General features: G+C 32.5%; 9 protein-coding genes. 8 read left to right on the top strand and 1 reads right to left on the bottom strand.

The window, feature by feature from the left end; all coding sequences use genetic code 11:
* Positions 1-22: 22 nt before the first annotated feature.
* From MHB65_RS24065 to MHB65_RS24030, 8 genes are all read left to right on the top strand, one after another.
* Positions 23-862 carry a TnsA endonuclease N-terminal domain-containing protein gene (locus MHB65_RS24065; RefSeq protein ID WP_342442005.1) on the top strand — a complete coding sequence of 280 codons (840 nt, stop codon included), beginning with the start codon at positions 23-25 and terminating at the stop codon, positions 860-862.
* Positions 859-3,015, top strand: a complete 2,157-nt coding sequence (locus tag MHB65_RS24060) for a Mu transposase C-terminal domain-containing protein (RefSeq protein WP_342442004.1) — start codon at positions 859-861, stop codon at positions 3,013-3,015. The genes MHB65_RS24065 and MHB65_RS24060 overlap by 4 nt, the downstream gene beginning before the upstream one ends.
* A complete protein-coding gene (locus MHB65_RS24055; protein ID WP_342442003.1) occupies positions 3,008-4,666 on the top strand; it encodes an ATP-binding protein in 1,659 nt (552 codons plus the stop codon). Before MHB65_RS24060 ends, MHB65_RS24055 begins: the two co-directional genes overlap by 8 nt.
* 141 nt (positions 4,667-4,807) lie before the next feature.
* Entirely contained in the window at positions 4,808-5,116 is a 309-nt protein-coding gene (locus MHB65_RS24050; RefSeq protein WP_342442002.1) for a hypothetical protein, read from the top strand.
* A 27-nt stretch (positions 5,117-5,143) separates the two neighbouring features.
* Positions 5,144-5,731, top strand: coding sequence for a hypothetical protein (locus tag MHB65_RS24045; protein WP_342442001.1), 588 nt, complete (start codon positions 5,144-5,146; stop codon positions 5,729-5,731).
* Between the two features lie 26 nt (positions 5,732-5,757).
* On the top strand, positions 5,758-7,602 hold the full coding sequence (locus MHB65_RS24040; RefSeq protein WP_342442000.1) for a TnsD family Tn7-like transposition protein: 1,845 nt from the start codon (positions 5,758-5,760) through the stop codon (positions 7,600-7,602).
* Positions 7,583-9,139, top strand: a complete 1,557-nt coding sequence (locus MHB65_RS24035) for a Tn7-like element transposition protein TnsE (RefSeq protein WP_342441999.1) — start codon at positions 7,583-7,585, stop codon at positions 9,137-9,139. Before MHB65_RS24040 ends, MHB65_RS24035 begins: the two co-directional genes overlap by 20 nt.
* Positions 9,140-9,195: 56 nt before the next feature.
* Positions 9,196-11,607 carry an ATP-binding protein gene (locus tag MHB65_RS24030; RefSeq protein WP_342441998.1) on the top strand — a complete coding sequence of 804 codons (2,412 nt, stop codon included), beginning with the start codon at positions 9,196-9,198 and terminating at the stop codon, positions 11,605-11,607.
* A gap of 780 nt (positions 11,608-12,387) precedes the next feature.
* Here MHB65_RS24030 and MHB65_RS24025 read toward each other — a convergent pair.
* Complete coding sequence (locus MHB65_RS24025) at positions 12,388-13,068, bottom strand: type II CAAX endopeptidase family protein (RefSeq protein ID WP_342441997.1); 681 nt, start codon at positions 13,066-13,068, stop codon at positions 12,388-12,390.

The following is a 13,068-nucleotide window of genomic DNA, read 5'->3' as shown; positions in this document are numbered from 1 at the left end:
TTTGTCTAAAGGGGTGTTTTTTATGTCTAAACGAGCAAGAACATCTAAAATCGAAAAATGGATTAAAGAAGGTCGAGGTTCTGGTATAGGGGCTGATTATAAACCTTGGTTAAATATTCAAGATGTTTCCTCATTGGGAAGGTCCACACGTTTAAGAGGCATTAAAACTAATAGACAACATGAGTTTTTATCGGATTTGGAACGAAACTACTTTTATTTAACTGAATATTCTAATTTCGTTATTGATATTCGAGAGCAATTTCCTTTATTACCGTTGGAAGAAACAATTGTCATTGCAGATGAGTTAGGTATTAAACATCCTACAGACCCAAAAACACATGAGCCAGTTGTAATGACAACGGATTTTTTATTAACAATAGATAAAGGCGAGGGATTAGTAGAACTTGCTAGAACAATCAAAATAAAAGATGAGCTTTTGAAAGAGCGGGTTATTGAGAAGTTTGAGATTGAAAGAGTTTATTGGGAGATAAGACAAATTGATTGGGGCATTGTAACGGAGCTAGAAATACCTAAAGAAATGGCGAGAAATATTAGCTATATTCATGATTACTACAGTCTTGAGCATTATGACGCTTTTCAAAGCTTAAATGATCAGTATATCGAAGACTTGTCTATGGCATTATTACAACGTCTTTTAACGAATGATGAAAGCGTAAGAGCTATTACAAGTGAATTTGATAAGGACACGCATATGCCTTTAGGGAGTGGGATAACACTGTTTTATCATTTACTCGCAACGAAAACGATTCGAGTAGATATGTTGGAGCCATTAAATGTGGAGCAACCAATTGTCATTGAGTCCATCGATGAAAGTAAGTTGAAGAAGGTGAAATATGGATGATTTATATTAACCAAGTATTACAGTATACTGCTGATTTGCAACGTATTCGGATCATTGAGATAGAGGAATCTTATGTCTATGTCGTAAATATTGATACAACGAGTGCTATGCCCAAAAGAGAATTATATAGCAACTTAGAATTAGAACTTATAGAGGGACAGTTACTCATCGTAGCGGATCCCTTTGCTAGAGCAATTCCAGATAGCGAATTAACGTCTGTACAAAAAAATAAACGTGATGAAGATTGGGAAATGGTCGAAAAGTATTTGCTCCCAAATATGAATGAGCTTTTGAAGAAAAAAGGACGCGAAGCAAAAATTGTTGAAATTTCAGTACAGAGTGGTTTAGGAAAAACGAAGGTGAAAAAATTACTCAGCCGTTATTGGCAGCGTGGGATGAATAAAAATGCGATGCTCCCCGATTATGCAAATTCAGGTGGTCGAGGTAAGACAAAAAAGTTGAGTGATGAAAAAGTAGGGCGTCCACGTAGGGTGACAGTTAATGGAGAATATCGAAGCGGCATTAACATTACAGATGAGATTAAAACACAATTTGAACACGCGATAAATAAATATTACCGTAAAGCAAATAATTATTCGTTAAAGGATGTATATGAATTTATTTTGCGGGACTTTTACTCAGACCGCTATAAAGAAAATGGAGAAATCTATTACCGCATTTGGGAGCCGAATCGAATTCCGTCATACCACCAGTTTTATTACTGGTTTAAGAAATTAGAGGATCCTAAGAAGGACATCGAGTTTCGCAAAAGTGCAAAAGAATATGAGCTAAAGTATCGTCCGTTATTAAGTAATTCTAAAGTTGAAACAAATGGACCAGGCACACGTTTTCAAATTGACGCAACGATTGCAGATATTTATTTAGTGAGTTCTTTTGATGTAAATCGAATTATTGGTAGACCTGTAGTTTATGCGATTGTTGATGTTTATTCGCGCATTATTACAGGTATTTATGTAGGTTTAGAAGGACCTTCGTGGTTGGGAGCGATGATGGCTCTAGATAACATGGTTGCCGATAAAGTAGCATTTTGTAAGCAATATGACATCGATATTACAGATGAGCAATGGCCAACTCATCATTTACCAGAGATTATCATTGCAGACAGAGGTGAATTTGAAGGTTACGCAGTAGAAGGAATCATTAATAACATAAATATTAAAATCGAAAACACAACAGCATACCGAGGCGATTTAAAGGGGATTGTAGAACGCAAATTCCGCACCATTAACGGCAAAGTGAAGCAAAAAGCCCCTGGTGCTATTCAAAAAGAATACAGAGAGCGTGGAGACAGAGATTACAGATTAGATGCTACGTTAAACTTAAAAGAGTTTACAGCGCTCATCATTACGCTAGTTTTGCAGCACAACCATAAAATTATTGATAAGTACCCAATGGAAAAAGAAATGATTACGGATGGAATTGTGCCAACGCCAATTAACTTATGGAACTGGGGCATTCAAAATCGTAAAGGGCGTCTTCGAACTGTGGACCGAGATATTTTACGATTAAATGTATTGCCTCGTGATAGAGCAACTATTTCACGAGCAGGCATTAAGTTTAAAAACTTACTATACGGTTCGAAACGAGCGATTGAAGAACAGTGGTATGCAAAGTTGAAAAATAAAAGTATTGATATTGTTTATGATCCGCGTCATTTAGAAAAAATTTATATCCCGAATGATAATGGAATGGATTACGAAACATGTATATTGCTAGAGCCAAGCCAGCAATACAAACTTGATTTTTTAGAAGATGTTGTGTTCCAGCAACAACTAAGAAATGAGCTAGAAGAAGAGGAACGAGCGAAGCAAATACAGCTAACAATTAATGCAGATACAATGATGGAGCAAATTATTAAAGCAGCGGAGAAAAAGAAAAAACAGGCACAGCATCAACCAAAAAGCAAAAAAGAAAAGCTCGATGCTATTCGAGATAATAAAACGATTGAAAAAGCCGCTAATCGTGAAGAAGAAAAATTTGATTTAGCCCCTATTGTCGCGGAGCAACCGGCAGAAATTATTGACTTTGCATCGCATACAAAGTTAGAACAGCAGCCAGAAAAGAAAACATCTTCACGCTTGATGGAAAAACTAAAACGGAAGCGAGATGAGCAGTTTGGAAAAGATGAATAATGTCGTTTTAAAAGGCGATGTAGAAGTAGCAAACTATAAGCCACAACAACTGACAGAATATGCTCAAAATCCGTTCATCGAAGCGCTCCCTCCTATTTTTAGTGAAGATGATGTATTGGACCGCTTTATGGTAACACCACGTATTAGCGAGCAAGATAAGCAAAGTGAAACGAACATTCGCTATCACGTACTAAAGCGAGTAAAAAACTTCATTCAGCCATTACCAATTCATTTTGAAGTAGAACGTCGTTTATCAACATTAATCCGTAGAGGTTATTTAGCACGTAATCCATTAGATAAATCATTCCTTGAACGAATTCGAGTGTTACACCACTTACGCGAAGATGAAGAACAGGCACACAAATATATTGATGAACGATTGAATCATATTCGTTCAACGGCAGACAGTTTATCCATTATAGGCATTTCAGGTATCGGTAAAACAACAGCGATTGAACGTTTGTTGTTAATGTATCCACAAGTGATTAAACACCAAACGTATGAAGAGCAGCCTTTTAATAATACACAAATCGTTTGGCTCAAAATTGATTGTCCTTACGATGGTAGCCTTTCAACATTATGCAAAAGCTTTTTTAAAGCAATTGATGATTTATTAGGGACGCGCTATTTAGAGAAGTTTGGCTATTTAAATCGTGTTACTTCAACAATGCTATTGCATATGACCTCATTAGCAAGCATGTACGGTATTGGTGTACTTGTGATTGATGAGATTCAACACTTACTACATGCGAAAAATGATCAAGAAGAAATGCTGAATTTCTTTGTAACACTTTCAAATACTGTCGGGATTCCAACTGTTTTAATTGGAACATCCAAAGCCCAGCAATTATTTAAAGGCAACTTCCGTCAAGCAAGACGCGCGGCGAGTGATGGTGCAATTATTTGGGATCGGATGGATGAGCAAAGTGAAGAATGGGAATTCTTTTTAGAAACGTTATGGGAGTTGCAATGCCTAAAAATACGCTCACCGCTTACAGAAGACGTTAAAAAGACATTTTACGAGGAATGCCAAGGGATAACGTCTGTAGCCGTAAACCTCTTTATACTGGCTCAGGAACGGGCGTTGTTTGATGAAAATAATGAAGATGAAATTATTACATCCAAAGTGCTTAAGCAGACAGCAAAAAAGGATATGAAAATTATCCAGCCGATGTTAAATGCCATTCGTAATAATGACTTTGCAGCGATGTATAAGTACGAGGATATTATGATTAATTTAGATGAGTTGATGATGAATCATAAGAGGAATACGCAGTATGAAGGGAAAGTTAAGGCTGCGATGCGGGAACGACAAAAATCGAATGAGTACAAGCGTATAGAACTAATAGAAACAATTAATTTTGAAATTAATGCATTAGGGATTTTTTCTACATTATCTTCAAAAGAAATTAATAATGTGATTAAAAAAATTGTAGAGTCTACTGCTTTAAATATAGACTCCATCTCCTTAAAACAACAAATTATTGAGGAATTATTAGTTTTAAGTAAAAAGAGAGAAACAGGGGGGGTTACTTCTACGGGAACGGTATTGTTAGAATTGCATAAGAAAGCTAGAAACCAAAAAGTTCATATTTATAAGGTCTTCAGAGAGAATAATTTTATAAAAGATACCATACAAGAAATGTACTGAAAAAAGCGGTAATCAATCCGCTTTTTTTATTGACAAAAAAAGTTGGGAGTTATAAAGTTTTCATATATAAAACATTATTAGTTTTTAATTCCCGAATAAAAAAACTTTTGTTTTGAATAACTTATAGAAAAGAGATTGAAAATGAGTGTTAAACAATCTAAAAAGTTTTATGCTACTAGAATAGACCATGAATTATTACTGAGATGTGCAGAAAATAAAAATTTAAGCAAGAAGGCGTATCGAGTATTACTTTATTTATTTTCAGTAGCTAATTCCCAAGATTTTGTAGAGGTTAGTCAAAAAGAAATTGTTATGAAAATTGATATGGATAAGACATCAGTTTCTTTAGCATTAAAGAACTTAAAAGAAGAAGGTATTATTTATCACTTTCCTTATGGGCAAAGTATTAAATTTGTTGAAGAAGATACTGAAGATGAGTTCTTTTACTAAAATAAATGAAAGTGAGTGATTGATTTTATGGTTAGTTCATTAGAAGAGAAAAGAATAAAGGATAGTCATCATGAATTACGGAATATTAGATTGAAACATGGAATTACTAAAAAAACAGATTTAGAGGAAGTGTTAAGTAGTTATTTGAATGGTAATTATAGACTAGCTTTTTTAGGAGCCTACATTTATTTGATCACACCTATAGCTATAAATTCGAAAAGACTATACAAAAATAAAAATAAAAGAAAATTTGACAAAAAAGAAGACCCATATAAATTTAATTTAATTAAAGCTTTGGAAGAATGTACATTTCTTAACTCAAAAGTTAAGGAGGAACTTGGACAATATCATGAGATACACTTAAAATCATTAAAAAATAATAAAAATTTTATAAAAAATTTATCCCTCTCTCGAATTAGAAATATTACAGTACATCCAGAAGATGACTTGCATAAGTTGTTGAAGGAACAGTTGGATTATAAAAAATTCACACTTTTATTACTACAATTAGCCCCAGTAGTTCATAGGGAGTACCAAAACTATTTTAATAGTAATAATGGTAAACTAAAACGCAAATCAAGAGAAAAGCAGCTTTATCTTGAAAGAATTTGTTAGAAATCTTAGTTGGAGGAACTAAAAAAGTGCTACCTTTCTTCACAAACCCATATCCGAATGAATTGTTGTATTCAGCCATTGCGCGTTACCACTTTTATAGTGGGAATCTTGATTGTAAAGATACGTTGGAAGAGTTGTTTGGCAGTCGTTGTGTGATACCGAGTGTGGAGATTGGTAGTTATTTTTCTGTTCTGGCGGAAAAGTTAGGTCCGCACTACTCGGTGGAATCGCTTTTAGCCAATCATACCATTTATCCATACTATGCTTCGTTTTTATCGAAAGCGCGGCAACAGGAAATTTTGCAGGATGTATTACAAGATGGACAGGCACTATATGCAAGACTTGGCATGATAGCAGGTAGCGTTTGTAAAAAAGATGGCTTATATTATTGTGCTGAATGTGCAAAAGAGGACAATGCAAAGTACGGAGAGCCATACATTCATAGGGAGCATCAGCTTCAAGGTAGTGATTATTGTCCACATCATGAAGTGCCGTTACGTAAATATCCAACCGTATCGGATAGTCGGATACAATACATTCGATTTGAATTGAAGCATATGAATTTAACAGCTATTTATGACGTTGATCCGTATCAAGAAATAGCTGTAACAATAGCAAAGCAAGCCTACCAATTATTGCAGTTACCATTGCATAGGCTTTCAAGAGAAGTCGTCACATCAAAGTACCGAGCATTATTAAGAGAGCAAAATTTAATAACAGCCTCTAATCGTATTCGACAAAAAGAGCTGTACCAAGCAGTAAGTTCACATTTTACCAACAGCTTTTTACAGCGTTATGAAAGTGAGCTAGATGAGGCGTATGAATACAATTGGTTGAAGGTGTTATTACGAAATAGTAAACGTCATGTTCATCCATTGCGTCATTTATTTTTATTGCATTTTTTACAACAAGATATAGAGCGTTTAATAACAGCTTCAACAGATAAAGGGGCATTCGGTTCTGGTCCATTTCCTTGTTTAAATAAGGCTGCATCACATTATAAGCAGTTGGTTATTCAGGATGTAGACGTAACAAGGGATTTTAAAACGAAAAATTTAATTGGTACATTTACATGTTCATGTGGGTTTATTTATGCAAGAAAACATACAACGGATATTTTTAAAATAGGACGAGTAAAGGCTTTTGGAGAAGTTTGGCTACAAAGATTAAACGAACTAGCGAATGAAAAACTAAGCATCCGAGCTATGGCTAGAGAATTAGGCGTAGATTCGAAAACAATTAAAAGGAATTTAAATGGAAAGGTCGAATTGAAACACTGTAAGGATTCTAGAGAAGCAGAAGCCAAACTGGCATTATATAAAAATGAATTGCTGGATGGTATAAAACAATTTCCGTCTTTTTCAAGAACTGAGTTGAGACAGCAATTTGAGAAGCAATATATTTATCTATATCGCCATGATAGGGCTTGGTTAGAAGCAAATTTACCAGAGAGACAACTGAAGCAAAAACCAACGAAGTTTGTTGATTGGACGAGGCGAGACCAACAGTATGTAAAACAAATAAAGTTACTGTATAAGGAGTTGTTGCAACAGGAAAAACCTGTACGCATAACAACTACAACATTAGGTAAGCGTTTAGGGATATTAGCTAACTTGGAACTTCATTTAAATAAGCTTCCTCAAACGAAACAGCTACTACAGGAAATCACAGAATCTGTGCAACAGTTTCAATTACGTCGTTGCTACAAAATCATCGATGAACTACTACAAAATAACGAGCCAATAATTTTATGGCAAGTGCAACGAGTAGCAGCAATTAAATCACATCATTTTCATGAAATAAAACCTATATTAGAGCGTTATATAGCGATGAAACAGGAAGTGACGAACGATGAGCGAACAACCAGTTAAACTACAGCATTGGCCTTTCAATAAAGAAGAGCAAGCCCAATTAATTTGGATTAGCTCTCCTTTTTGGCATGAGAAAAAAATAATGATTTATGTTTATTTTAGAGCAAACGGCAAGACTGAGAAAGTTTTAGCGGATTGGGGTACACTTCCAGCTTTAGCTATTCAGCATTATTATATGGGTGGGGACATTACAAAAAGTATTCCCCCTCAAGGTATCAACGAAATAGAGCTAACGATTTATCCAAATAGTGTGTCTACCCATGAGCGAAATTGGCAAGTGCAAGGTACTAATGATAAAGATGTATCGAGAAGTTTTGGTGTTAAGCAAGGAAATAAATATTACACATTGCCTGTAATAGAAGTAGTTCGTAGTATTCTAGCACCAAATCGCTTTTTACTTTACCGACTTTTTGAAATGAATTCATTTCCGCAATATTTTATTGAAAATTATTACCCAGACAAAATTCATTTAGATTTTTCATCACTCTATAATATTAAATATACAAAAACAACTTTCTTATATCAGCTTGTATGGCTAATTACAAATCGCGATTTAAGAAACGTATTTGAAAATGTTGCTTATACGTTTAATCAAAAAGGAACTCTAAAGTTTGATTGGTCTTTTACAAACTCAATTACGATTAGAGCTATCGTAAAACCGAATGCTATTGGTGGTACTGTGTTACGAGTGATAAGCGTAAAAAACAAACAGATTCCGTACAAAGAAATTACATACGAACATCCAGAAATAGCTCAATCTACTAAAGCAAATGAGCCGAAGAAATATACATTACAGACTAAAAAGAATTTAACTGGTCAGCAAGATGAAATAATTTTGGATGAAGAAATCAAGGGTACAACAGATGATTTTGATGTCATTGAAATGGACAATCAAATGCATGAATATATCGAAATGCCGAAAGTGACTAAAATCCCCCGTAGGACTAATAAAAAGCGTGAATTTGAAAATGAAAATACGAAGAAGAGATTTATTAATACTGACAGCAAACGATCCACAGCAGATGTAGGAGGAAATCAAGTTGCTAGAGGATTGGAGCAACAGTCGTTAATCGATATTCAAATTGAAGGCGAGCTAGGCGAGTTTATAAAAGTAATGCGAGTGCTGCAAGATTTTCCAGAATTACAATCTATCAACATTATTCAAGGTAGTTTGAAAGAGTTTTCTGATACGAAACGTTTTGTTTATTTGAGTGATGGTTTGATGGAGAGGAAGTATGTGATTGCAGAAGTGAGGTTATTCTCAGGAAAGGTCGTTAATGTGATAGAAGTTGAAAGAGAAGAAAAAGCAATTTCAACTTTCATTTATTTTTCTAATAGACTTGAGGATAAACTGTACGAACTAAATGTAATACTCAAAGGTTTAATAGATAACAATGGTGTATGGGATAAGGCACAGTTAAGTTATAAGCGGATAAATTATTTAACTTTGAGACATGGGAAAAAGCAAAAAAATCACAGAGCAAAATTATTAGAGAGGAAAATAGAGGAATTATCTCGTGTGTGTGTATTAAATTAGATAATTGGAATATAATTGAATTTTGGTTAATAAAATTGATATAGAGGTGGAGTAGCGTGTATTTATCACAGATTCAAAATAATGAGTTAGATAAAATAGTGAAGAATTTTGAAGTAGCGTACAGATCATATATTGCGGAAAAAGTTTTTTTAAGTTTCACAAGTGAATTATTGTTTGAGCAACAGATAAATAATCTATTGAGTACAACAAGTCAAACGTCCATTATACAAACAGGTAAATTTGAATCGAAATTAAAGAAAATAAAAGCCAACAAAAAAGATTTTTATAAATCTATTCAATACAGTATCAATTGTTTAAATACAAAGGACTATGAATCTGGACAAGACAATTCAGTTTTATATGTAAGTGAAATTGTAGACCTGACATTGCTTTTATATAATCCTCTTTTTCTTGAGATTGGGCAACCTTTTGAAACAATAGAATCCTTTATATATTCATCGGAAAAGTATAAATCAATTAGGAATGATTTATCTCATCCTGCTTCAAGTAAAGTTTTAATGAAAGATGCTCAAGAAGTATTACTGTTCATAACACAAATTATGAAGGTCATAAAAGATAAATATTTTTGGTATTGTGATAAAAAAAATATTGAAAACTATATAAGTGATTTTTTTACTATAGGGAAAGAACAGGTTTTTAAAATACATAATTTAAATGAGATAGCTTGGGATACTAATACTATTTTGTTTAGAGAACCGGAAATACAAGAATTGCAGGAGGCTATCTTAGGGAAAGATGAGTTCTATAGGCGAGCAGGTTCTTTGGTGGTATATGGATATGGTGGAGTAGGTAAAACTTCATTAATTTTAGAATTTATAAGAGTTTTACATAGGAAAGCATTTGATAAGGAATTAAGAGTAGATTTAGATTTCTTACTTTATTTTTCTAACAAAAAGGAAGAATTATCGATAAATGATAGTACTGGTGATTTGAAAATAAACCAATTAAGATGTCAAATTCAAAATTCTAATGAATTAAAAGTGAATATTTTAAATTATTTAAAATTAAGTGCCATATCTGAAGCTGGAAGTACCTACAGAAATGGTGGGATAGTAGTTATTGATAATTTTGAAACTTTTTCTGAATTTGATAAACAAGAAGTAATGAATTTTATTCAACAAAGTCCACGGAACATCCAATATATCTTGACATCTAGAAATGAAGAATCATGTGAATATAAATTAAATTTAAAAGGTTTTAGTGAACAAAATAATGGTTTAGGATTTATAGAGAAGTATGCTCAAATAATGGGTATAGATTTAGAACATATTTCAGAAGAAGATAAAAAATCTTTACTTTATGAATCACAAGGAAATACTCTTATTATTTTATTAGCTATGGACAGAATTAGTTCTAAAAAGAAAACAATAAATGAAATAATAGCAGAGTTAAGTACAATTTCTACTGAAAATACAGAAATAATAGCTGAATTCATGTATAAGAATACTTTTGATCAAACCATAGCTGAGCTTCAGGAAAGAGATTTAGAAGCAGTGGAAATATTAAGAATAATTGCTTTATATGATGAACCTATAGATATTTTTTCTATAAGTAAAATAGCAGATTTAAAAATAAAAAATGTAGAAACTACATGTGTATATTTATCAACTAAATTAATTGTAACTAAATCAGCGGAGTTATATTCTATGTCTGAATTTGCAACTAAATTTATATTTTTCAATCTTTTACCAAATGATGTTGAAAAGAAGAAATTAGAATTAAAAATAGCAGAGCATAAACAAGAAGTGAAGCAAAATATCAGTTTTTTAGAAGAGAAAATAGAGAAGTTTACAGATTTAAAAAACATTATGGCAGATTGGAAGCCAACTAACTATGTTGATAAAATTGCCATTACAGAAGTTTATGCAATGTATCAACAGAATAAAAATAATCAGAGTATCTCGATGAAAAAGTTAGAGGAAATTGAATCAAAGATACACAGTATTGAAGTTAGAACCCCTCACCCGTATATAAGGTTTCAAAAGGCACGTATTTTTAAAATGTTAATGGATGAAAGAGCCAAAAATCAGTATGAAAAATTATATTGTTTAAATATAATAGGCGAGTCTTTAGAAAGAACTATTATGACTATTAAATACAAATATCCAAATATTAAAAGTACTAAGTCTTATGCAGCTGTTTTATGGATTCATGCTCTTTCATTAGATGATGAAAGAGGTATTGAAATAGGTGAAGTTATAAAATATTTGGAAGAGGCTTGCTTAATCTGTGAAAGATATAATCATAAAGGTGATATGTACCATAAGATTTTAATGAAATTATCAACTGTGAACAGAAAATATTCTGAGCAAGGTGGAGATAGAATATATTTAGAGAACAGTAAAAAGTGTTTAGAAAAAATATTAGCAGACAGTCCTAGAGGGAAAATTAAGCAATCTTGTAATAAGAAGATTAAAGAAATTGAGGATATGCTTTTAACAATTTAATTAATCTTTTTTACAAAAATCTACTTGTAATAAAAATCAGCCCAAGTGTTTTGATCAATCTTTTTTCAAAATACTTGGGTTCCTTCTATATATTAAATCAATGTTTGTAGCCTACATTTGATCAAACTTTATTCCAAATCAACAATGTGATGTGTGTACACAACTTAATTGTACCCTACACAACTCAACTGTACCCTAGTATATTTAAGTTAGTAGCTAATTTATGTAGGTCTGGTATATAAAGTAAAATTAGTTGATTTTAGGCTTAAAAAGCTAGTGCCTTCCTCTATTGTATAAAGGAAGGCACTTTTAAATTATGGCTGTTTTTTAAAATTGTTACTGTTCAATCATAATGGCAGAGTTAATCTACAAATGTTTGTAGATTGACTCTTTTTTGTTTTGATGTTTCGTAAGTCGATTATACGAATATTGATTCCTGTGATTTTCCATTCAAATCTTAACAAGAATGCTTGTTGTATTAAACTGCCCCGTTAGCGCCAGAAAAGTGCTGATTACAATCTTAGGAAATATACACGATTTAAACGTTAAGCCATAATCGTGTAAATATTGGTGTATCAAGTGTTTACACTTCATGTATAAAAAACTGTATAAATAATGTTTATAAGAAAAGCCGCGAAACGTTATTTTAACAACATTGATGGCTTTTAAATGTGCGCCAAAACTTGCGTTTGGGAACGCTTTTTAGTTTATTGATGTATACATTATAAATCCTTGTTGCACTAAAGTACCACGTTAGTTAATTAATAATATATTTTTTCACTAAATAATAGTAACAAAAAAATTATGCAACGCGTGCAACAACACAACCGACCATAATGAACCTGTCTTTTTATAGACAAAACCAAAAAGTAAACCTATTGCAAAAACATATATATGGGTCCCAGCTATAAAGAAATCATAGAATCCATTATTGTAAATCCAAATTGGGTAGTGAATGACCAAAAATAGTAAAGCAGTTACAATATTTGCTTTCCAAAAAGCCACTTTTTTATTGATTTCTTGTAAAATTAATCCCCTGAAAACAATTTCTTCGGCTAATCCTGCCATAAGAAAACCATTAAGGTAATCATCAATGGATAATGAAAATTGAAATGATTGCTGATTAATGATATATGTTTCAAAAGCAAAATATAAGCCAACTAACAGTGAAAGAACTACTCCCCAAAATAAACCTTTTTTAACATTAACGTTTACTCTTAAGTAGTCAAATGGGTTAGTATGTAAATAATATTTTATGTATAACCAAGTTGGAACAATCCATACGAACCCCTTAACCAACGCCTCTAATAATGGGGAGATTATTTCACCGAATGAATAAATGTAGTCAATTAACCATAATTCTTTAATTGTCCATACCAAATAAAATATGAGTAGAAACCCTATCATTGCTATTACATCATTATTTTTCACTTTACTTTCAACCCTTAATTGCGATTCCAT

The sequence above is a fragment of the Lysinibacillus sp. FSL K6-0075 genome, from assembly GCF_038592945.1.
In the GTDB taxonomy this organism is placed as follows: domain Bacteria; phylum Bacillota; class Bacilli; order Bacillales_A; family Planococcaceae; genus Lysinibacillus; species Lysinibacillus fusiformis_F.
The sequence above is the reverse complement of the archived record's forward strand: the minus strand, read 5'-3'. Positions and strand labels throughout refer to the sequence as shown.

Coding starts and splice junctions, on each gene's coding strand:
- MHB65_RS24065 (WP_342442005.1), top strand. CDS start 23: ATGTCTAAACGAGCAAGAACATCTAAAATCGAAAAATGGATTAAAGAA.
- MHB65_RS24060 (WP_342442004.1), top strand. CDS start 859: ATGATTTATATTAACCAAGTATTACAGTATACTGCTGATTTGCAACGT.
- MHB65_RS24055 (WP_342442003.1), top strand. CDS start 3,008: ATGAATAATGTCGTTTTAAAAGGCGATGTAGAAGTAGCAAACTATAAG.
- MHB65_RS24050 (WP_342442002.1), top strand. CDS start 4,808: ATGAGTGTTAAACAATCTAAAAAGTTTTATGCTACTAGAATAGACCAT.
- MHB65_RS24045 (WP_342442001.1), top strand. CDS start 5,144: ATGGTTAGTTCATTAGAAGAGAAAAGAATAAAGGATAGTCATCATGAA.
- MHB65_RS24035 (WP_342441999.1), top strand. CDS start 7,583: ATGAGCGAACAACCAGTTAAACTACAGCATTGGCCTTTCAATAAAGAA.
- MHB65_RS24025 (WP_342441997.1), bottom strand. CDS start 13,068: ATGGAATCGCAATTAAGGGTTGAAAGTAAAGTGAAAAATAATGATGTA.